Origin of the sequence: Paraburkholderia youngii (assembly GCF_013366925.1) — a bacterium.
GTDB lineage: Bacteria > Pseudomonadota > Gammaproteobacteria > Burkholderiales > Burkholderiaceae > Paraburkholderia > Paraburkholderia youngii.
Window position 1 is genome coordinate 6,229,724 of sequence record NZ_JAALDK010000001.1, and the last position, 22,017, is coordinate 6,251,740.

Sequence of the window (22,017 nt, forward strand, 5' to 3'; positions counted from 1 at the left end):
GCATGAGCACGACTTCCCGATGGATCGACATCCCGGCCGGCAACGATACTTTCGGCGGCTATCTCGCGCTGCCGAAGGGCGGCAAGGGACCGGCCGTCATCATCATTCAGGAAATCTTCGGCGTGAACAGCCATATCCGCTCGGTCGCCGATCAGTACGCGCAGGACGGCTATGTCGCGCTCGCCCCGGACGTGTTCTGGCGCGTGCAGCCGCGTGTGGAGTTGACGTATGAGGGCAAGGATCGCGAAAAGGGCATCGAGCTGATGCAGAAGACCAAGGTCGATGACGCGGTCGCCGACATCGGCGCCGCCGCGGCCACCTTGCGCGCGCTGCCGGAAGTGACCGGCAAGGTCGCGGCGATCGGCTACTGCTTCGGCGGCCGTCTCGCCTATCTGGCCGCAGCGGCCGGTTCGGTCGACGCCGCTGTCGCCTACTACGGCGGCGGCATCCACAACCATCTCGACAAGGCCGCGAACGTCAAGGTGCCGATGCAGTTCCACTACGGCGAGCTCGACGCGCATATTCTGCCGTCGGACATCGGCCAGATTCAGGAGCGCTTCGCGGGTCGTGCCGACGTGCAATTCAACATCTACCCGAACGCGGATCATGGCTTCAACTGCTCGGATCGTGCGTCGTACAACCAGCACGCATCGGCGTTGGCGCATGGCCGCACGCTGACGTTCCTCGGCGAGCGGATGTAATTCGCGGTTCCGGCATTCAGCCGGACCCGCCGCGTTACTGATGTGATCGCCAGCTCGCGCATTTGAAGTGAGCATTCGAATTCACATCAGTCACGTCGGCGCTCAACTCAGGTACTCTGTGAAAGACGGCGTGTCGGCCGACACGCCGTCTTTCACATGCGCGACGCCCGAGCGGAGCAACGCGAATTCGAGCGAAACGACGCCGTCGCGCGTGCATGGCCGGCCGCGAATTCGACGCAGCATGCCAACCGACCGCGAGGGCTCAAACGACGTGCTATCAGACTATCTCGCTCATGACGCCATCGGCCTCGCCGAACTCGTGCGCACGCGCCAGGTTAGCGCGCGCGAACTGATCGACGTCGCGATCTCGCGCACCGAGGCCGTCAATCCCGCGATCAACGCAGTCGTTCTGAAGGACTACGATGCGGCCCGCCAGCGCGCATCGCGCGACGACGCAAACCGCGCGAATAGCGCCGACGGCGTGAACGGAACGGACAACTCCTCCGCCCACGCCGCGCTCGCCGGCGTGCCGTTCCTGATCAAGGATCTCGGCGCGCCCGTGGCGGGACTGCGCATGGCCATGGGCAGCCGCCACTACCGCCACTTCATTCCGACGCAGGACGCGCCGGTCGTCGCGCTCGCGAAAGCGGCGGGTCTGAACATCTTCGCGAAGACCAGCACCTCCGAGCTCGGCCAGATGCCTTATACGGAGCCCGAACTATTCGGCGCGTGCCGCAATCCGTGGAATCTCGATCACACGCCGGGCGGTTCGAGCGGCGGCGCGGCGGCGGCGGTCGCCGCCGGCGTGGTGCCGCTCGCGCATGCGTCGGACGGCGGCGGCTCGATCCGAATTCCGGCGTCATGCTGCGGACTGTTCGGCCTGAAACCGTCGCGCGGTCGCGTGCCGCGCGCGGCACAGGCCAGTGCCGGCGAACTCGGCATCGATCACGCCGTCTCGCGCAGCGTGCGCGACAGCGCATTGCTGCTGGACCTGCTGGCGGGCAACGCCGAGCGGCCGGCCGGCGCGCCCGGCACCTTTCTCGGCGCAACGCGCGAGCCATGCAAGCCGCTGACGATCGCCTACGTGACCGAGCCGATGCTCGCGCCGTCGTTATCGGCCGATGCGCGCGCCGCGCTCGACGACGCCGCGCAACTCGCGAGCTCACTCGGCCATCGTCTGGAGCCGGTGTCGCTCGGCGTCGATTTCGCGGCGGTCCGTCATGCGTTCCTGACGCTGTGGTCGGTGACGGCCGAAGACCTCGTGCTGAACGCGGAGCGCATCACCGGCCACAGGCCGACGCGCGGCGAGTTCGAAATTTCGACGTGGGCGATGGCGCACGTCGGCCGCAAGATCGGCGAGCAGGGTTTGCCGGCCGCGCTCGACGAACAGCGCCGCATCACCGCGCGTCTGACCGATCTGCTGAACCGCTACGACGTGCTGTTGTGCGCGACGCTGGCGTCCGCGCCGATCAAGATCGGCGAGATGCGGCCGAGTTCCGTCGAGCGCATGCAGATGCGCGCGGTCACCACGATGCCGCTGGAACGATTGATGAAGAAACTGCTGTTCGAAGCGTCGAACAAGGCATTCGCTTGGGCCGGTTGCACGGAGCTGTTCAACCTGAGTGGCCAGCCGGCGATGTCGGTGCCCTTGTACTGGAACGCGCGCGGACTGCCGATCGGCGTGCAGTTCGCCGCGCGTGTCGGCGGTGAGGCGACGCTGTTCAGACTCGCCGCGCAACTCGAGGCGGCACGGCCGTGGTTCGACAGGCGCCCACCATTGATGAAAGCGCGGCGCTAAGAAATCCAGCGGCCGGCTGCAATCCGCATCTGGCGCAAAACGCCACGATGCACGCAGTCGCGGGATGCGCCGCGATGTCGCCGCGCATCCCGCGCAAAGCCTGCTATCACACGCCGGCTCGATCAGGCCTTCTTGTTATAAGCGCTGCACCAGCCGGTGGCCGCGACCTGTTTGCCCGCGAACATCGGGCAGCCGCCGTAGGCATCGCCCGCCTTGCCCTGGAAGAAGCTGCAGTTGCTGCATTGCTGGCCAGGCGCGAATTTGGCGAATTTCGCCTTGTCGACCTTGCTCGCGTCCGCCTTGTAGCCAAGCGCCTGCGCGGTCGGATCGGTTTCGGAGACTTTCGGCGCGTCGGCGAACGCCTGGCGCGACAATGCGAGTGTCGATGCCACACCGATGCTGGTGATCAAAAACGTACGACGGGAAGATCTCATGGGGACTCACTCCATTTATATTGGAATCAACGCCGTTCTGATGACAGCGTTCGCCAAGCATAGCAACGAAGCCGTCTCCGGTGATATTCCAAATGCTGGAGATAAGCGGATCGGTACGGTGTAATCGCGGGCTTACGCGCGCCCCGCCAGCTCGCAGACCCGCTGCGCGATCGGCAGTGATGCCGTCAGACCCGGCGACTCGATGCCGAACAGATTGACGAGCCCGCGCACGCCATGCGCGGCCGGCCCCTGAATCACGAAATCGGCGGCGGGTTCACCAGGACCTGAAAGCTTCGGACGAATGCCCGCGTAAGCCGGCTGCAACGCGTTATCGGGCAAGGCCGGCCAGTACGCGCGAATCGCCGCATAAAACGACTCCGCGCGACGCGGATCGACGTCGTAATTGATCGCGTCGACCCACTCGACGTCGGGACCGAAACGCGCCTGGCCGCCGAGATCGAGCGTCAGGTGCACGCCCAGGCCGGCCTCGTTCGGCATCGGATAGATCAGGCGGCTGAACGGCGCGCGCCCCGAGATGCTGAAGTAATTGCCGCGGGCGAAGTAAAGCGGCGGCACGTGGCGCGGGTCGAGCCCGCGAATCTTGCGCGCGAGCGCGTTCGCATGCAGACCCGCGCTGTTGATCACGCAGGCGGCGCTGATCGTGGTGGGCGCCGCACCGCCGACCGCGATCGTGAAGCGGCCGTTGTGAGCCTCGATCGCCTCGACCGGCGCATGAAACGCGTACACGGCGCCGTCACGCTCGGCATCGCCTTGCAGCGCGAGCATGTACTGATGACTATCGACGATCCCCGTCTGCGGCGAAAATACCGCCTCCACGCATTCGAGCGCTGGTTCGAGCGCCTGCGCCTGATCGCCGGTGATGCGCATCAGGTCGAGCACGCCGTTGTCGCGCCCTTTGGCCATGATGCTTTCGAGCTGCGGAATCTGGTGGCGCGACGTCGCGACGAGCAGCTTGCCGCAGCGCGAATGCGGTACGTTGCGCTCGGCGCAGTAGTCATACAGCATTTCGCGGCCGCGCACGCACAGCGTGGCCTTCAGCGATCCGCGCGGATAGTAGATGCCCGCGTGAATCACTTCGCTGTTGCGTGAACTCGTGCCCACGCCGATCGCGTCGGCGGCCTCCAGCACGATCACTTCGCGCCCGCGCGCCGCCAGAGCGCGCGCCGTCGCGAGGCCGATCACGCCGGCACCGATCACTACACATTCGATCTGATCCATATCCGTTGACGCGGCGCATCGCACCGCGCGCTGCCTCGTTCAGCCGATGGAAGGAAGACAGGAACGGCATCTCGCCGCCGCGTTCCGTTCATTGTCGAACGTATCTGTCCGCTGGGTCTGCTTATGTCTTTTTATCACCCCCACGGAAAATTGTACGACTCGGTACAGACAGAAGTGACAAACGCTCGTGCGCATCGACCAGGTGACGGCGGCGCAAACTGGCTTGATCCAGCGATCTACGGCGAAAACAGCAATAATTGCCGTTGCATTCACCACACACATTGTACGAATTGCCGCGACAGCCACCAAAATCACGAAAAACGCGGGATTGGTGCAAGAAACTGGCCGAAAACGTCAAAACCCGATCGGTTTTCGCCGGTTTCCGTAATCGAGCCGGATATCGGCGGGTTCGACCCGGTCGCGTCCCGCGATGCGCGCCGCGCCAAAGCCGTTCAGGATCGCGCGGCGCATCTCGCGCGGCGATGCCCGCTTGAGCGCATCGAGCGTCGCGTCGCCGAGCGTCTCCGGAAAGCGCAGGCCCCAGTTGTGCGCGCCGCGGATTTCGTCGTAGATGGACTGCGCGATGCGTCGCGCGCCGGCGTGGTCTGGCGGCGCGATCTCGTAGACGTTCATGCGGTTCAGGATCGGCTCGGGGATCGCGCGTTCGTCGTTGGCGGTCGCGATCCAGATCACGTTGCCCGCGTTGATTGGTATCTCGGCGAACTCGTCGACGAAGCTCTGGGCGGTGTCGTGTTCGAGTAGCGCGTACAGCGCGCCGAGCGGGTCGTATTGCGAATCGCCGGTCGCCTTGTCGATCTCGTCGACAGCGATGACCGGGTTCGCATAGCTGCCGTTCACGAGCGCATCGAACACCTTGCCCGGCTTTGCGTTCTTCCATTGCGACGACGCGCCCGACAGAATCCAGCCCGCCGTCAGCGAACTCATCGCGACATATTGGTACGCGGTGCCGAGCAGGCGCGCCAACTGCTTCGCGAAATGCGTCTTGCCGATGCCGGGTTCGCCGAGCAGCAGGATCGGCATCAGTTCGAGCCGATCCTCGGTTTCGAGGCACAGCGCGACCTGCTTGCGGATGTCGTCGAGCGGTGAGGAAAAATTGGGCAGCGCGTCGATCAGATCGTCGATCGACGGCATCCGGTTCGGCTTCACGCAGAAGCGCAGATTGCCGTTTTTCAGCATCTTTTCGTAGGTTGTGCGCAGCGCCTCGTTCGCGCCTTCGCCGAGACCGTTCAGCGCGCTTTCGACCTCATCGAGGTCATACACCCGGCTGAACGAGGCCACGGCGATTTCCTGTTTGACCATTGCTGTCGTCATCGCTCACCCCGTCTGGCTGATTCTGCAGCGGCGGCGCCTTCTGAGCGCCGATTCCAGTCCAGTGTAGCGAGGACACAAACGCGTGCAAGCCAGCAGTCGCGCGGCTCTGCTGCTAACGATCGCTGCCATTCCGATCCTTATCTGGAATGGATTGTTGCTGAACCGGCCCTCGTCGACCGTGTCAGAAATCGTTGCGGCCATCGGGGGTAAGATTGCTCTCTGACCTGCTGCGGCGAGAGGCAAGGCAACCCCGCAACCGACGCGTGAGCGGAGAACCTTTATATGTGGAAAACCAGTATCGTGGCCATGCTGCTTGGCGCTTCGTTGCTCGCCCACGCGCAACAACAGCCAGCGCAGCAGGTCGTGCAATGGCAATTGCAGGTAGTGAAAGATGGCCAGCAGATCGATGCGTTCGACGGCACCACTACCGTCGGCCAGGCGCGCACGGATACGCATCACCAGGTCGTGCAACACAATGTCGGCTGCAAGGACCAGCCGGCCGGCAGCATCGATCTGTCGCGCACGATCACGGTGTCGCCGCTGCGCGTCGATCCCGAGGGCGTGATGTTTTCGATCGACACGCAGGAAACGCTCGAGGACAACAGCGCGGGGCGCACCGACATCGGCTGCAAGCTGCCGCCGCAACCGCGCCAGGTGAGCGCGAGCCACCCGGGTCTGGTGGTGCCGCCGGATCAATGGGCGAGTTGGACGATCGTCGATCGCAATCCGAATCTCGTGTACCGCGTGCACGCGAGCGTCGTGAGCAACGGTGCGAATGCCCACGGTACGAATGGCGGCACGAGCGGCAATGGCGCCGCGACTGGCGGCAACACTCCAAACTGAAAGGAACCGCGCGCCTGACCGGCGCGCTCAAATAGAACACGTGGATAACGCGGCATGCGAAACCCAGAAGAACTGATCCGCGAGAGCCTCGCGCCGAACGATTTCGTCGCTGTGAGCTGGAACCTGCACAAAGGCCGCACACCGCTCGGTTTTCAGGCCTGGCAGGCGATGCAGCGCTGGGTTCAATCGACTCACGCGGACGCGTACTTCCTGCAGGAAGCGATGGCGCGGCGCATGCCGTCGCCGGTGTTGGCGAGCAGTTTCGGCGCGCCGATGGACGATCCACTGACCGACGTCTGGCACTGTCAGGCGACCGAAATCGCGCGCGCGCTCGAACTCGAAGTCGCACTCGGCCCGAACGTGTTCAAGCCGTCGTGGCGGCACGGCAATGCAATTCTGTCGCCGCATCCGCTCGATCTCGGCGGCCGCTGGGACATTTCCGCGCACCGCTTCGAAAAGCGCGGCCTGCTGGTCGCGCGTGCGACGTTCGGCGGGCGGCTCGTCACGCTGCTGTGCGCGCATCTCGCGCTGACGCGTCCGGCGCGCTTGCGGCAGATGAACTGGATCGCGCACTGGATCGCGAAGGAAGCCCCAGACGGTCCGCTCGTGCTGGCCGGCGACTTCAACGATTGGCGCAACGACTCGGTGCCGCTCTTTCGCGAGCACGGCTTGCAGGAAGTCGCGACGCTGCTCGGCGAACCGGCGCGCACGTTCCCGGCGTTCTCGCCGGCGCTGTCGCTCGACAAGATGTTCGTGCGCGGCATGCAGCCGGTCGAATGGATCCAGCCGACGCAGGAGACCGCGTGGCTGTCGGATCATTTGCCGTATATGGCGAAGTTGCGCTTGGAGTAAACGTTTTCGCTCGTTGCGCCTCCGCCAACGGAAAGCGCGTGCTCCCTTCACTCGCGATTCGGTGTCCAGCTCAACGCCGCTTCTATCTCTTCCCCCGGCTGCAACACGCAGCCGCCGACGTGCTCTTGTGTACCAATCGCGTTGAAGCAGTCGGTCGTGTTCGTGACCGGCTCCACGCATAGCTGCGGATCGTTGGCCGGCGCGAACACGACCAGGTGATCGAACGGCGCGTCGGCGCGCATCGTCAGCTTGCGGCGCTCGTCGGGCCACGCGATCGTCGCCGCGCGCGACCAGTTCGAAAAGTTGTTATCCAGATCGAACGCGTCGGGTGACATGCCCGCGCGCAACGCGTCGACGGCAGGATGCGGGCCGAGATGCGTCGGCAGCACATCGGTGTCCGCGTGCCACATCGCCTGCACGTCGGCATGGATGCGCGTCGCCGCGGTGCGCGGATAGTACGGGTGATGGCCCATGCCGAACGGCATCGGCCGATCGGCGAGATTTCGTGCGGACATCGTGATGTGCAGCGCGCCGCCGCGCAACTCGATACGCTGCCGCGCGCGATAACGAAACGGCCAGTCGCCGGTCACGCTCGCATCGGGCTCGTGCTCGAAGTGCAAGTCCACCGCGCTTTCACTGCGCGCTCCGACGCGCCACGGACGACGCCACGCGTTGCCATGCAGCGCGTGGGCGAAATGCGGGTCGTTTCCGGCGAGATCGATCGTCGCGCCGTCGAACGCGAAGCGTGCATCGCGAATCCGGTTGCAGTACGGGAACAGCGGGAAGCTCGCCATGCGCAGCGGATCGCGCGCTTCGAACGCTTCCGGCAGCGCCGGCCGCAGCCAGTGCAACGGGCCTTCCGGCGTGACCTCATAGAACGCCGCGAGCGCGCCGCCAATGTCCGGCGCGAGCACCGCGCGCAATGCGCCGGCCGACAACGTGACGAGGCGCGCGGCGATCGCGGGATCGTCGAGCCATGACAGCTGCGCCGGCGATCGCATCACGGCATATGCCTCGCCCGGCCGGGCAGGATTCAGGAAAACGTCGCGCATGGTCAGACGAGGCGAAACCGCGAGCGGAAAGCGGCAACAGAAACGTGCATTCATATCTCCTTTGACGTGCCGCGCACCCCGCGGCCGGCGGACTACGGCAGTCCGCCCCAAGCGAGAATCGCACGACACCGCATTGCCGGTCAATATTATTAGTAATAAATTCGTTCAAAAAGAGCCGGTGACGGAGCGTAAGCTCAATTCCCAATTGGCGGGTTAGCGCGCGTTGCCGCGCGCATATTATTAGTGGTACCGTCAGCAGCATGATGCCGCTGGCATTCCCCTGCTTCAGCGCCGCCCCAGCGCGGCCCGCACAATGAAAAAATCGACTCAACGCCGTCCCACCATGACCGACATCGCCAAGCTCACCGGCGTGTCGCAATCCACCGTCTCGCTCGTGCTCAACAACGCGGCCGGCGCGAAGTTCTCCGAGGCCACCCGCAACAAGGTGCTGAAGGCCGCGCACGACCTCGGCTACCGGCTGTCGCTGCGCGAGCCGCTCACCGCATCGAGCGACGAGCGCAATCTGATCGTCTATCTGGCCGATGAAATCTCCACGAGCCCACACCCGGTCGTCAACATCGACGGCGCGCGCGACGCAGCGTATGCGAGCGGCAAGATGCTCGCCGTCTATTCGACGCACGGCAACGCCGACATCGAAAAACAGGTACTCGACACAGTCATCACCAATCCGCACGTATTCGGCGTGATCTACGCGACCGTCTACACGCGCAAGGTCGCGCCGCCCGCCGCGCTGTCGCAGGTGCCGACCGTGCTGCTGAACTGCTACACCGGCGACAGCACGTTTTCGTCGGTGGTGCCGGCCGAGGTCGCGGGCGGCCATCTGGCGACCGAGTACTTGCTGCAGGCTGGCCACCGGCGCATCGGCTATATCAACGGCGAGCCATGGCAGGACGCCGCGAAAGACCGCCTGAAGGGCTACCGCACCGCGCTCGCGACCGCCGATCTGCCGTTCGCGGCCGAACTCGTGCGCGACGGCGACTGGAGTTCGGGCCTCGGCTTCGAGCTGACGCTGTCGCTGATGCGCGAAGCCAATCCGCCCACCGCGATCTTCTGCGCGAACGACCTGACCGCGATCGGCGCGATCGAGGCGCTCAAGCAGCTCGGTCTGCGCGTGCCCGAGGACGTGTCGGTGCTCGGCTACGACGACCAGGAAATCGCCCGCCACACACATCCGCCGCTGTCGACGGTGGTGCTGCCCAACTACGAACTCGGCCGCTGGGCCGTCGAGACGTTGCTGCAGGAAGAGCACAACCGCGCGGCCGGCGCACCGGTGCGCCATCGCACGGTGAAGCTCGACGGACCACTGGTCGAACGCGCCTCGGTCAGGGTAATTACCGAGGCAAAACCGGCGACGATTAATATTATTAGTGATTGACCGATAATAATTCCGAGTGGAATAATCGGCATGTCGGGTCGGGAAGAACGCGCACCGGTGGGTTATAGCCAACTGCATCCTCGCCGTCGAAACAGCGCCGGGCTCCCGGCTGGACAGAGACAATCCCGAGCAGCACAAAAAGCAAATACACCGTCACCGGTTACTGGAGGAAGACATGGCGTCGCTCATTACGCAGTCGCGCATGCACGCGCGCAAGCAGCAGATTCGTCCGCTCGCAGCTTCGCTGCTGGCTCTGGCAATCGGTGTCGGCGCGGCGGCCGCGCATGCCGACGACGCATTGCCGAAGCTGGCGACCAAGACCCCGTTGAAGGTCGGCTTCGCGCAGACCGAAAGCAACAACCCGTGGCGTCTCGCTGAAACCAGGAGCTTCAAGGACATCGCCGCGAAATGCGGCTGGCAGATCGTGATGACCGACGCCAACGGCTCCAACTCCAAACAGGTCTCCGACATTCAAAGCATGATCGCCCAGCACGTCGATCTGCTGGTATTCCCGCCGCGCGAAGAAAAGCCGCTCGCGCCGGTCGTGCTGCAGGCGAAGAAGGCCGGCATTCCGGTGATCCTCGTCGACCGCAACGTCGACCAGTCGGTCGCGAAGGCGGGCCGCGACTACATCACGTTCATCGGCTCGGACTTCATCGATCAGGGTCACCGCGCCGCCGACTGGCTCGTCAAGGCAACGGGCGGCAAGGCGAAGATCATCGAGCTCGAAGGCACGACGGGTGCGTCGGCCGCGAACGATCGCAAGAAGGGCTTCGACGAAGTGATCGCGAAGAACCCCGGCATGACGATCATCGCGTCGCAAAGCGGCGACTTCGCGCGCGACACCGGCCGCAAGGTGATGGAAACGCTGCTGCAGGCGCATCCTGACGTGACCGCCGTGTACGCGCACAACGATGAAATGGCGCTCGGCGCGATCGCCGCGATCAAGGCGGCCGGCAAGCAGCCGGGCAAGGACATCCAGATCGTCACGATCGACGGGACCAAGGGCGGCATGGACGCGATCGCGGCTGGCGAGCTCGGCGCGAGCGTGCAGTCGAGCCCGTTCTTCGGCCCGCTCGCCTGCGACGTTGCGCAGCGCTATGCGAAGGGTGAAAAGATCCCGACCTGGGTCAAGGTGTCCGACCGCTTCTACGACAAGGAAAACGTGCAGCAGAACATGCAGTACGGCTATTGATCGCAAGCATCGGGAAGTGCCCCGGGGCGGCATATTCCCGGGGACTCCCTTCGGCGTTGTAGCAGGAAGTCACCCGCCTTCTACGAATGTCTCCTCGTCGGGCGGGTGGCGGGAAGGCTTCGAAGCGACGCGCCCGTGACCGACGGACCGTCGCTTCGCTTTTATACGGGCGTAACATGGGCCGCACGCGCTGGGGCGGCCCGACCGCGTCGCCAGCAACAGGTCATCCGGCAATATCGGCAGCATCCGCATCAGGAGAACTCCCGTGACGGAATCTGGCAAAGAGACGCCACACTCCCCCCTTACCCGTTCGCCGCTGCTCGAGATGCAGGACATCGGCATCAGCTTCGGCGGCGTGCCCGCGTTGCGCGGCGCGAATCTGAGCGTGGCAGCCGGCGAAGTGCACGCACTGATCGGCCAGAATGGCGCCGGCAAATCGACGATGATCAAGATCCTGACCGGCGCCTATCGGCGCGGCTCGGGCAGCGTGCGCTTCGAAGGCCGCGAGGTCGATTTCCGCACGCCGAAGCAGGCGCGCGAAGCGGGCATCAGCACGATCTACCAGGAGATCAACCTGGTACCGTTCCGCTCGGTCGCGGAAAACATCTTTCTGGGCCGCGAGCCGCGCCGCTTCGGTCTGATCGACTGGCGCACGGTGCAGCAGCGCGCGGCGGCGCTGCTCGATTCGTTCGGTTTGCAGATCGACGTGAAGAAGCCGGTCGGCCGTTACTCGACCGCGATCCAGCAGATGGTGGCGCTGGCGCGCGCGGTGTCGTCGGACGCGAAGATGGTGATCATGGACGAGTCGACGTCGTCGCTCGACGAGCGCGAGGTCGAACTGCTGTTCACCGTCGTGCGCAAGCTGCGCGACGACGGCCGCGCGGTGATCTTCGTGTCGCACCGGCTCGACGAGCTTTACGCGCTGTGCGATCGCGTGACCGTGATGCGCGATGGCCAGACGGTCGCGCAAAGCACGATGGCCGAGATGGACAAGCTGCAGCTCGTCACGACGATGCTCGGCCGCTCGCTCGCCGCGGTCGTGCAGGACGACACGGCAACGCGCGAAGCGAATCTCGCGAAGCGCGGCAAGCAGGTGATCGGCGCGACACAGCTTGGCGCGCCGCCGAAGGTCAACGGCGTGTCGCTCGACGTGCACGCCGGCGAGGCGGTGGGTCTGGCCGGCCTGCTCGGCTCGGGCCGCACCGAAACGATGCGGCTGATGTTCGGCGCCGATCCGCTGGCGCAAGGCTCGCTCGCGATCGGCGGCGAGACGGTCGCGCTGAAATCTCCGCAGGACGCGATCGCTCGCGGCCTCGCGTACCTGACCGAAGACCGCAAGGGCGAAGGCATCGTCCCCGAACTGTCGGTGCGCGACAACCTGACGCTCGTCTGCCTGCGCACGCTTGCGAAAAACGGCATCGTCGATGTGAAGAAGCAGCAGGTGATCGTCGATCGCTTCATCGCTTCGCTCGGCATCAAGCTGCGCTCGGCCGATCAGCCGATCCGCGAGCTGTCGGGCGGCAATCAGCAGAAAGTGCTGCTCGCGCGCTGGCTCGCGGCCGAACCAGCGCTGCTGCTGCTCGACGAGCCGACGCGCGGCATCGACGTCGGCGCGAAAGCCGACGTCGCGAAGATCGTGCGCGAGTTGCGCGACGCGGGGCTCGCGGTGCTGCTGTCCGCGTCCGAGCTCGAAGAGCTGACCGCGGTCGCCGATCGCGCGGTCGTGATCCGCGACGGCCGCACGGTCGCCGAACTGAACGGAGCCGATATGAGCGAGACCGCGATCATGGATGCGATCGCCTACGGCAGCGAGGGCCAATCTGCGCTCGCGCAAGCCGCGCGAGCGGCACATATCGAAGACGCGCTGGAGGGCGACCGTCATGGCGCTTAAGCTGCATTCCAATCCGCTGCGCGGCGAGGCGCCGGGCGCCGATACAACCATGATGCAATCGACCGACACGCCGCCCGCTCGGTCCGCGAGCACCGTGCAGAAGTGGCGCCATCTCGCGATGCAGCGCGAAGTGATCGTGCTGCTCGCGATGGTGCTGTTCAACCTGATCTTCACGCCGCATTTCTGGTCGCTGCAGACCTTCAACGTGAACATGACGCAGGTCGTGACCATCGTGATCGTCGGCATCGGCATGACGCTGGTCGTGGCGACGGGCGGCATCGATCTGTCGGTGGGCGCGTCGATGGCGATTGCAGGCGCGCTCGCGCCGATGCTGTTCCTCAACATCGCGGGACCGCTCGGCATCGCGCTCGCGTTCGTGCTGCCGGTGTTGGCGGCCGCCCTGTGCGGCGTGTTCAACGGCCTGCTCGTCACGCGATTATCGGTGCAGCCGATCGTCGCGACGCTCGTGCTGTTCATCGCCGGACGTGGCATCGCGCAGGTCGTCACCGACGGCAGCCTACAGGCGTTCAACACGCCAGCCTTTCAGTGGATCGCGCTCGGCAAGGTCGCGGGCGTGCCATTCCAGGTGCTGCTGATGCTCGCGCTGGTCGGCGTATTCGTGTGGGTCGTGCGCAAGACGCTGTTCGGCCAGTATCTGCTGATCACCGGCGGCAACGAGAAAGCCGCGTATCTGAGCGGCGTGCCGACCGCTGCCGTCAAGATGGTCGCGTACACGCTGTGCGCGGCGCTCGCGGGCCTCGCGGGGCTGATCTCGATCTCGGTGAATTCCTCGTCGGACGCGAACGTCGTGGGGCTCGGCGTCGAACTCGATGCGATCGCGGCGGTCGCGGTCGGCGGCACCGCGCTGACGGGCGGCAAAGCGTATATAGGCGGCACGCTGATCGGCGCGCTGATCATCCAGTTGCTGCGCTATACGCTGCTCGCGCACGGCATTCCCGATGCGGCCGCGCTCGTCGTGAAGGCCGGCATCATCGTCGCGGCGGTTTACGTGCAGCGGCGCTCGCGCTGACAACCTTTCCGGATTCGATGCGATGAAAAAGAATCTTCCCATCCTGCTTGCGCTCGCGGCGCTCGTCGTCTTTGGCCTCGTGCGCTATGACCACTTCGGCTCGGCGTACAACATCACATCGTTCTGGCGCTACAACTCGATGTTCGCGCTGATCTCGATCGGCATGGCCTTCGTGATCATCACGGGCGGCATCGATCTTTCGGTCGGCACGGTCGCGGCGCTCGCCAGCGTGGTCGCCGCGCTGACGAGCGTCTACGGGGGCTGGGTCGCGGTGCTGGCGGGCTGCGCGGCCGGGCTCGCGGTCGGCGTGCTGAACGGCATCATCATCACGCGGCTCAAGATCCTGCCGTTCATCGTCACGCTCGCGACGAGCCTCGGCGCGCACGGCGTCGCGCTGTTGCTGGGCAAGAACGATGCGGTCTCGATCGCGGCCGATTCGAACTTCGGCAACTTCGGTCAGGGCGACCTGTTCGGACTGCCGATCCCGGGACTCGTCGCGCTGGTCGCCGCGGTGGCCGGCTGGCTCGCGCTGCGCAGCACGCGCTTCGGGCGGCACTCGCTCGCGATCGGCGGCAGCGAGGAGGCCGCGCGGCTGATGGGGCTTAACGTGGACCGCACCCTGGTGATGGCCTATGCGGTCAGCGGGCTGCTCGCCGGCATGGCGGGCGTGATCCTCGCCGCGCAGTTCGGCGCGGGGCAGCCGAACGAAGGCGTCGGCTGGGAGCTGTTCGCGATCTCGGCGGTCGTGCTCGGTGGCACGCTGCTGACCGGCGGCGAAGGTTTCGTCGCGATGACGATCGCCGGCGTGCTGCTGCTCGGGCTCGTGTTCAATCTGCTGAACTTCGAGAACGGACTCGGCTTCATCAGTCTGTCCGCGTACTGGCAATCGGTGATTCGCGGCGTGTTCCTGCTACTCGTGATCGTGCTGCAGGCGCGGGTGCTGAAACAGCGAGGAAAAAAGCGGGCGGCGGCGGCCTGAGCAAGCGGCACCCGCGAGTTGGCGTCAACAATACCATCGGACAGATTTTCCTTATTTGACTGAGGCTTGCCGCTACAATCGCCGCCCCCGACCCATATCTGTGTACCGATAGACTCGCCGTGAAACCGTGTGACCGTGACGTGTCCCCGACGCGTCAGGACGTCCCCGATCGTCGTCCTCGGTTTCCTTATTGATTGTTCGTGCGCAACGTCCAGACCGTCGCGGTATTGGTGGCGTCGTCCACCGCCGTGAACTGCAGGTGGCGCTTGCTATCGAGGCCGAAGGCGAGGCCGAACGCCGAGCCCGGCGCAGGATCGACCTGCAATTGGGCGACGAACTGTCCGTCGACGGTGAACTCGACGATTTCGCTGGGCTGATTCGGGTCGGGGTTGACCGCGTCGCCGTTTGCGGTGACGAGATGCCCGTTGGGTGCGAGTGCCAGCGCAAGCGGACCGTGCAGGTGCTTGTTGTCCTGGTAAATCATCCGGCCGACGCCGCCATCGTGATTCGCGCCCGCGGCGCCGTAGATGGCGAACACCGCGTTGTCACCGGTCGAGGCGACGTAGAGCACGTCATGCGATGGGTCGTACGCCAGTCCGGTCGGGCCGACCACCAGCGCCGCCGGATCGGTGCGGTGCAGATAGCCTGACGCGATGATGGTCGAGCTGGGCAGCATCTGAACGCCGTTCTCCCCGATCGCAAGATCGATCCGTGCGACCTTCCCATTCAGCACGTCCGAGACGAAGACCCGGACAAATTGCCCCCCGTCGATCACGGTGAGATCCCAGGGGCCGTCCAGCAGCTTCTTATCTTTCAGTTCCGTGACGAGCCCGCCCTGCGGATTGATGACGAGCAGCGAGCCCGGAGGGACGACGTTCTTGCCATCCGTAGTCGGCACATTGCCCACCAGCACGAAGCCACTTCTGAGCACCGCGAGCGCCGTCGTGAGACCGAGATTGCTTCCCTGGAAGAAGGTCACCGGATTGCTATTGGGCACGAGCTTGACGATCGTCGTACCGGTTCCCTGCAGGTTCGACTTCGCATTGAAATTCGACACCACCACATCGCCGGGTTTGAGCATGCTCCAGGACGGCACGCCGAACGGTACGAACGCCATGCCATACGGATTCACATCGCCGTTGGCCGGAACGGTCGACGAGGTCACGGACTGCGGCGGCAAAATCACCTCCTGCGCCTCGGCCCCGACCGCCCCCAACGATAAAACCAGCAGACCGGCCTGACACACCGCACGACGTAAGCGGCGCGATGCGCGTGCCCGTATCACCAATCCGGTGAAGTCCGTATATGAACCGAATGCAGACATCGCACGAGAAGTTTCCATTTGACACCTCCTACTCGCAGGGGCGGTCGCGGCCGCCAGGACGAGTCGCGCAGCCACCGCACCGCCTGGCTTCGCGCGACTCGCGTCCTGCGTAAACGAGGTGACGTCAGGCGTATTCCCCAAAAAATCGCGCCATGCAACCGATAGTCGAACCCGAGTCGCCCCATTTGCCAGCCTTATCAGCATGGTCAATGCTGCAGCGCACGCCGCGTTTCGGTATCATCTTGAAATTGTTGCCCACGCGGCGCGTCGCTTTCACGCCTGCCGGACAGCCAATGGCAGCCGCCCTGCGCGGCGTTCGCCGAACCGCCGTACCCCGCTGAAGCACGGCCGCTCTCACGCCAACGTACTTCGCGGCGCCAGCAAGCCGGCGCCGCCGCTTCCCGGTTTGGCAACCCGCTTTACCACGCTCGCCCGCCGCGCCGCGGCCCCGCCCCGGCGGGCACGGTAAAATGCTGGATTGCGCGGGAGTCCCGACCACGGATCAGCGCAGCATCGCCCTTGCCGTGCCGGCCGGCTCAGACGACTGGCCGCCTTTGTTTTCGCACTATCCAAGAAGCCATGAGCAACCTGAATTCACAAACCGTCCTGAGCGTCCATCACTGGACCGATACGCTTTTCAGCTTCACCTGCACGCGCGATCCGTCGTTCCGCTTCGAAAACGGCCAGTTCACGATGGTCGGCCTGCAGGTCGACGGCAAGCCGCTGCTGCGCGCCTACAGCCTCGCCAGTGCGAACTACGAAGAACATCTCGAATTCCTCAGCATCAAGGTGCAGGACGGTCCGCTCACCTCGCGTCTGCAGCATCTGAAGGTCGGCGACGAAGTGTTGATCGGCAAGAAGCCGGTCGGCACGCTGGTGGCCGATAACCTGCTGCCGGGCAAGACGTTGTGGCTGCTGTCCACCGGCACGGGCCTCGCGCCGTTCATGTCGATCATCAAAGATCCGGACATTTACGACCGCTATGAGCGCGTGGTGCTCACGCACACCTGCCGTTTCGTCGACGAACTCGCGTACAAGGAATACATCACCGAGCACCTGCCGGCGCATGAACACCTCGGCGAGCTCGTGCAGGAAAAGCTGCTGTACTACCCGACCGTCACGCGCGAAGCGTTCCAGAACCGCGGCCGCATCACCGAGCTGATCGAAACCGAAAAGCTGTTCGCCGACCTCGGCGTGCCGGGTTTCTCGCTCGAAAACGACCGCGTCATGCTGTGCGGCAGCCCGCACATGCTGCGCGACACGCGCAAGCTGCTCGAAGACGCCGGTTTCAAGGAAGGCAGCAACAACGAGCCGGGTCATTACGTGGTCGAAAAGGCCTTCGTCGGCTAAGCCGGTATTCCCTCTCGCGGCCCACGCACCGCGAATTCCAAAAAAGGAGCCTCTGGGCTCCTTTTTTTGTTGCTCCGTTACAAATTGGACCCTGTTACATCACCTTCGCTGTCAGAATTCCTCTGACACGGCGGGCGTATGACAAACATCAAGTAATTTCTACAAACCATGCGCTAAGCCTTGGTGCGACTACTTTTTTAATCTTTTTGGGATATCATCGCGCCGCGAGATCAGACAAATTCATGCACTGAACATCGTCAAGCCGAGTTGTTACTGAATGTAAATTTCGTTACGTTGGGCCATCGTGTTTCGTCCGACGCGAAACCTCGTGATTCGCAGGCGTTGATTCCGTCTGCGCGCGCCCGCTTCGCTGTCCACTTCGCGTCCTGGAGAGGGAAATTCATGGATACGTCGACTGCCGTCCCGTTCAACGCTGCCCTGGCCTCGGCCGCGCAGCGTGATGGCTTCGACATGCCGTCGCACGCCGCGCGCGAGATCGAGCGGCTGCGCGCGCGGGTGCGCGAGCTGTCGGCCGAACTGGTCGACGCGCAGGAAAGCGTACGTCGCCACGTCGCGCGCGAGTTGCACGACGGCGTCGGCGCCGAGCTGACCGCGACGCGCTTCGCGCTCGCCAGCATCGAAACCTGGCTGCCCGCCGACGCGCCGCCGCAATGCGCGGCCGCGCTCGCGGTCGCGAACCGTTCGCTCGACGCCGTGCACGCGTCGAACCGCGAGGCCATCGCGCAACTGCACGCGCCGTCGTTCGAGACTGGCCTCGCCGGCGCGCTGAAGTGCTGGGTGCGCGACTTTTCCTCTCGCACCGGCTTGCGCACCACCGTCACCTGCGCCGACGACGCGCGTCTCGCGCGCCTGCCCGCCGATGCCGCACTCGCCGTGTTCCGCGTCGCGCAGGAAGCGCTGAACAACGTCGCGAAGCACGCACGCGCGAGCTGCGCCGACGTGCGTATCGAAACGGGTGCGCGTCATCTGAGGCTCCTCGTCAGCGACGACGGCATCGGCCTGCCGCGCGGCGCGCGCGAACGCGGTGGCCAGAAAGAACCAGCCGGCCATTTCGGCCTCGCCGGCATGCAGGCGCGCTGCGCCGCATTCGACGGCACGTTGCGGGTCGGCGCGAGGCGCGCAAGCGTCAGTTGCGGCGAGGATTGCGGCACTGGCAGCAACGGCGCCGTCGCCCCGCGCGGCACCTTGATCCAGGCCCGCTTCGCGTGGCACGCGGTGCTGGCTACCACCCCCGCCCCGCGCGCCGCCCGGCGCGCGCTGCAATCGTGAGCCCGCGACCATGAGCCTGCGCATCCTGATCGTCGAAGATCACGCGGTGGTCCGCCAGGGCGTTCGCCAGCTGCTGCTCGATCGCGGCGTCGCGCGCGAGGTCGCCGAGGCGCAAAGCGGCTCGGAAGCGCTCGACTCGGTCGTTCATCACAGCTTCGACGTCGTGCTGCTCGACATCTCGCTGCCCGACATGAATGGCGTCGAGGTGCTCAAGCGCCTGAAGCGCAAGGCGCCACGCGTCGCGGTGCTGATGTTCTCGATGTACCGCGAGGACCAGTACGCGGTGCGCGCGCTCAAGGCCGGCGCGTCCGGCTATCTGTCGAAGACGGTCGACGCCGCGCAGATGATCGGCGCGATCCAGCAAGTCGCCGCGGGCCGCAAGTACGTGAGCCCCGAGATGGCCGAGGCGCTCGCCGACTACGTGTCGTTCGACGGCGAGCAGTTGCCGCACGAAAAGCTGTCCGATCGCGAGTACCAGACGCTGTGCATGCTCGCGTCGGGCAAACGGCTCACCGATATCGCGGCCACACTGTCGCTGTCGGTGAAGACGGTCAGCGTGTACCGCACGCGGCTGCTCGACAAGATGAAGCTGCGCAACAACGCCGAGCTCACGTTCTATGTGATGAGCAACCGCCTCGTCGATCTGAATCCAGCGATGGCCGGCTAGGCCAGCAGACGCCATAGCCCATGACTGCGGCGTTGTGCCGCAGTCGGCCCGAGCCGATCGTGGCGTCCGCGCAAACGAAGAAATTCCGTCCCCATCGATCGCCTATTCAGTAAAAGCTTGACGGCCGCCCCGCTTGCGGCACCGCAAGACCACCCCGAGGCCCCCTCCTGGCGGGAGTCTCCGCCCCATCGCCCTGGTCCACGAAGCGCCGTTTTGAACCGGCCCGGTGGCACGCATCCGCTAGAATTGCGGGTTTTCCCGACATTCGGCGCGCAACACGCGTGCACCACTGGAGACCCACGCCAATGTCCCTGTTTCGCAAAAAGAGCGTCGAGCACATGCTTGCGGCAAGCGCTCAGACCGCCGGCCTGAAAAAGGCGCTCGGCGCGCTCGACCTGACTTTCCTCGGCGTCGGCGCCATCATCGGCACCGGCATCTTCGTGCTCACCGGCACGGGCGCCTTGCAGGCCGGCCCCGCGCTGATGATCTCGTTCGTGATCGCGGCCATCGCCTGCGGCTTCGCCGCCCTCGCCTATGCCGAATTCGCGTCGACAATTCCGGTCGCCGGTTCGATCTACACGTACTCGTACGCGACGCTCGGCGAGCTGGCCGCGTGGATCATCGGCTGGGACCTGATGCTCGAATACGGGCTCGCGACCTCGGCGGTGTCGGTCGGCTGGTCAGGCTATCTGCAGTCGCTGCTGTCGGGCTTCGGCGTGTCGCTGCCGATGGCGCTGACCGCGGCCCCCGGCGCCGTCCCCGGACACGAAACGCTGTTCAACCTGCCCGCCTTCCTCGTGATGATGGCGATCACCACGCTGCTGTCGGTCGGTGTGCGCGAATCCGCGCGGATCAACAACATCATGGTGGCGATCAAGGTCGTGGTCGTGCTGCTCGTGATCGGCGTCGGCGTGTTCCACGTCACGCCGGCCAACTGGCACCCGTTCATGCCGCACGGCTGGAGCGGCGTGTTCGGCGCGGCCGCGGTGATGTTCTTCGCGTTCATCGGCTTCGACTCGGTGTCGTCGGCGGCGGAAGAGGTGAAGAATCCGAAGCGGGATCTGCCGATCGGCATCATCGCGTCGCTAGGCGTGTGCGCGGTGCTGTATGTGGCCGTGGCTGCGGTCGTCACCGGCATCGTGCCGTCCGAGAAGTTCATGGGCATTTCGCACCCGGTGTCGTACGCGCTGCAGCTCGCGGGGCAAAACTGGGTCGCGGGCTTCATCGACCTCGGCGCCGTGCTCGGCATGCTGACCGTGATTCTCGTGATGGCCTACGGTCAGACGCGCGTGATCTTCGCGATGTCGCGCGACGGGCTGCTGCCCGCGAAGCTGTCGAAAGTGCATCCGCGCTTCGCGACGCCGTTCTTCACGACGTGGCTCGTCGGTATCTTCTTCGGCCTGATCGGCGCGCTGGTGCCGCTCAATGTGTTGGCTGAACTGATCAATATCGGCACGCTCGCGGCATTCTCGATGGTGTCGATCGCGGTGCTCGTGCTGCGCAAGACGCACCCCGAGCTGCCGCGCGCGTTCCGTTGCCCGGGCGTGCCGGTCGTGCCGGTGCTCGCGGTCGCATCGTGCCTGTTCCTGATGCTGAATCTGCAAGGCATCACGTGGGGTGCGTTTCTGATCTGGCTCGCGATCGGCATGATCGTCTATTTCGGCTACTCGCGCCGTCATTCGAAACTGGCAAAGTAAGGCGCCGTTTTCAACGAGGCCACGCCAATGAGCTGAATGCTCGCGAGCGCGGCCTCGCTTTCCGCTGATTTATCGAAGCGCCCCGTCATGCCCTGCAGACGGGGCGCTCGTCTTTGCGGCGTCCCGTTCCGTGGCCGCCGTCTTCTGTTGGTGCGCTCGCGCGCGCCGACACACTTCCCCTCATAGCGCGTCCGCGCGATTTGTGCTTTACTTTTCGGCAGACTTGTAAAACCCGCAGCACCCTCATCGGACCTCGCGAATCGCAGTCACACGCAGTCGAAGCAAAAGCAGGGGCAACAACAATCACAGGTCCGGTCTCACCCACAGCAACTATCTTGCATGGGATCGTGGTCAGCGTGGAGGCGGGGATCGATACGCCGAAGCGCTCGCTCCGATCAATATAGGAGACAGCTTCATGGCGATCAGCATCAGTCTGACGGTCAATGGCGCACCCGTGAGCGCCTCAGTCGACCCTGGCACCCTGCTTGTCCAGTTCCTGCGCGATCAACTCCGTCTGACCGGCACCCACGTCGGCTGCGATACCGCGCAATGCGGCGCCTGCACGGTGCATCTGAACGGCCGCGCGATCAAATCCTGCAACATCCTCGCCGCGCAAGCCGATGGCGCCGAAGTCACGACCATCGAAGGGCTCGCGCGCAATGGCGCGCTGCATCCGATGCAGGCCGCGTTCAAGCACTGCCACGGTTTGCAATGCGGCTTCTGCACGCCGGGCATGGTGATGAGCGCGGTGTCGCTGGTGCAGCGTCAACCCGATCTGACCGGCGACGAAGTGCGCGAACAGCTCGACGGCAATCTGTGCCGCTGTACCGGTTATCACAACATCGTCAAGGCCGTGCTCGAAGGCGCCGCGGGTATGAAGGCGTCCGCCGCATCGAGCGCAACTGCCGGCGCGAATGCCGCCGGCGCAACCGCCTGAGGAGCCGACG

19 protein-coding genes are annotated in these 22,017 nt (G+C 65.0%); 14 read left to right on the forward strand and 5 right to left on the reverse strand.

Features of this window, described 5'->3' with window-relative positions; translation table 11 throughout:
• Positions 1–2 precede the first annotated feature (2 nt).
• Positions 3–701, forward strand: coding sequence for a dienelactone hydrolase family protein (locus G5S42_RS28400; RefSeq protein WP_176109774.1), 699 nt, complete (start codon positions 3–5; stop codon positions 699–701).
• Positions 702–942: 241 nt separating this feature from the next.
• Positions 943–2,499, forward strand: coding sequence for an amidase (locus tag G5S42_RS28405; protein ID WP_217709965.1), 1,557 nt, complete (start codon positions 943–945; stop codon positions 2,497–2,499).
• A gap of 122 nt (positions 2,500–2,621) precedes the next feature.
• Here G5S42_RS28405 and G5S42_RS28410 read toward each other — a convergent pair whose 3' ends face one another.
• The 3 genes from G5S42_RS28410 to G5S42_RS28420 all read right to left on the reverse strand — a co-directional run bounded on the left by G5S42_RS28410 (position 2,622) and on the right by G5S42_RS28420 (position 5,504).
• Positions 2,622–2,933, reverse strand: coding sequence for a high-potential iron-sulfur protein (locus G5S42_RS28410; protein WP_176109775.1), 312 nt, complete (start codon positions 2,931–2,933; stop codon positions 2,622–2,624).
• A gap of 132 nt (positions 2,934–3,065) precedes the next feature.
• Complete coding sequence (locus tag G5S42_RS28415; protein WP_176109776.1) at positions 3,066–4,172, reverse strand: NAD(P)/FAD-dependent oxidoreductase; 1,107 nt, start codon at positions 4,170–4,172, stop codon at positions 3,066–3,068.
• Positions 4,173–4,526: 354 nt separating this feature from the next.
• Positions 4,527–5,504, reverse strand: coding sequence for an AAA family ATPase (locus G5S42_RS28420; RefSeq protein WP_176109777.1), 978 nt, complete (start codon positions 5,502–5,504; stop codon positions 4,527–4,529).
• Positions 5,505–5,786: 282 nt separating this feature from the next.
• Here G5S42_RS28420 and G5S42_RS28425 point away from each other — a divergent pair, with 282 nt between their 5' ends.
• Entirely contained in the window at positions 5,787–6,347 is a 561-nt protein-coding gene (locus tag G5S42_RS28425) for a hypothetical protein (protein ID WP_176109778.1), read from the forward strand.
• A gap of 54 nt (positions 6,348–6,401) precedes the next feature.
• Positions 6,402–7,199 (forward strand): endonuclease/exonuclease/phosphatase family protein, encoded by a 798-nt coding sequence (locus G5S42_RS28430; protein WP_176109779.1) that lies wholly within the window; start codon positions 6,402–6,404, stop codon positions 7,197–7,199.
• Between the two features lie 47 nt (positions 7,200–7,246).
• Here G5S42_RS28430 and G5S42_RS28435 read toward each other — a convergent pair whose 3' ends face one another.
• Positions 7,247–8,200 carry an aldose 1-epimerase gene (locus tag G5S42_RS28435; protein WP_176110659.1) on the reverse strand — a complete coding sequence of 318 codons (954 nt, stop codon included), beginning with the start codon at positions 8,198–8,200 and terminating at the stop codon, positions 7,247–7,249.
• A 394-nt stretch (positions 8,201–8,594) separates the two neighbouring features.
• On the opposite strand from G5S42_RS28435, the gene G5S42_RS28440 reads away from it, so the two are divergent.
• The 5 genes from G5S42_RS28440 to G5S42_RS28460 all read left to right on the forward strand — a co-directional run bounded on the left by G5S42_RS28440 (position 8,595) and on the right by G5S42_RS28460 (position 14,742).
• Positions 8,595–9,647 (forward strand): LacI family DNA-binding transcriptional regulator, encoded by a 1,053-nt coding sequence (locus tag G5S42_RS28440; protein ID WP_176109780.1) that lies wholly within the window; start codon positions 8,595–8,597, stop codon positions 9,645–9,647.
• A gap of 175 nt (positions 9,648–9,822) precedes the next feature.
• Positions 9,823–10,842: an ABC transporter substrate-binding protein gene (locus G5S42_RS28445; protein WP_176109781.1), complete on the forward strand. Its 1,020-nt coding sequence runs from the start codon at positions 9,823–9,825 to the stop codon at positions 10,840–10,842.
• Positions 10,843–11,167: 325 nt separating this feature from the next.
• Entirely contained in the window at positions 11,168–12,733 is a 1,566-nt protein-coding gene (locus G5S42_RS28450) for a sugar ABC transporter ATP-binding protein (RefSeq protein WP_217710195.1), read from the forward strand.
• Positions 12,734–12,782: 49 nt separating this feature from the next.
• Positions 12,783–13,763, forward strand: a complete 981-nt coding sequence (locus G5S42_RS28455; protein ID WP_176110660.1) for an ABC transporter permease — start codon at positions 12,783–12,785, stop codon at positions 13,761–13,763.
• A gap of 22 nt (positions 13,764–13,785) precedes the next feature.
• Positions 13,786–14,742: an ABC transporter permease gene (locus tag G5S42_RS28460; RefSeq protein ID WP_176109783.1), complete on the forward strand. Its 957-nt coding sequence runs from the start codon at positions 13,786–13,788 to the stop codon at positions 14,740–14,742.
• A 187-nt stretch (positions 14,743–14,929) separates the two neighbouring features.
• Here the strand turns inward: G5S42_RS28460 and G5S42_RS28465 are convergent, their stop codons facing one another.
• Positions 14,930–16,066 carry an NHL repeat-containing protein gene (locus tag G5S42_RS28465; RefSeq protein WP_246392089.1) on the reverse strand — a complete coding sequence of 379 codons (1,137 nt, stop codon included), beginning with the start codon at positions 16,064–16,066 and terminating at the stop codon, positions 14,930–14,932.
• Positions 16,067–16,645: 579 nt separating this feature from the next.
• Here G5S42_RS28465 and G5S42_RS28470 point away from each other — a divergent pair.
• The 5 genes from G5S42_RS28470 to G5S42_RS28490 all read left to right on the forward strand — a co-directional run bounded on the left by G5S42_RS28470 (position 16,646) and on the right by G5S42_RS28490 (position 22,007).
• Positions 16,646–17,416, forward strand: a complete 771-nt coding sequence (locus G5S42_RS28470) for a ferredoxin--NADP reductase (protein WP_018436901.1) — start codon at positions 16,646–16,648, stop codon at positions 17,414–17,416.
• 402 nt (positions 17,417–17,818) lie between these two features.
• Entirely contained in the window at positions 17,819–18,706 is an 888-nt protein-coding gene (locus tag G5S42_RS28475; RefSeq protein WP_176109784.1) for a sensor histidine kinase, read from the forward strand.
• A gap of 10 nt (positions 18,707–18,716) precedes the next feature.
• Positions 18,717–19,373, forward strand: a complete 657-nt coding sequence (gene rqpR / locus G5S42_RS28480) for a response regulator transcription factor RqpR (protein WP_176109785.1) — start codon at positions 18,717–18,719, stop codon at positions 19,371–19,373.
• 305 nt (positions 19,374–19,678) lie between these two features.
• On the forward strand, positions 19,679–21,070 hold the full coding sequence (gene bcaP, locus G5S42_RS28485; RefSeq protein ID WP_176109786.1) for a branched-chain amino acid transporter BcaP: 1,392 nt from the start codon (positions 19,679–19,681) through the stop codon (positions 21,068–21,070).
• 415 nt (positions 21,071–21,485) lie between these two features.
• Positions 21,486–22,007, forward strand: a complete 522-nt coding sequence (locus G5S42_RS28490) for a (2Fe-2S)-binding protein (RefSeq protein WP_176109787.1) — start codon at positions 21,486–21,488, stop codon at positions 22,005–22,007.
• Positions 22,008–22,017: the final 10 nt, after the last annotated feature.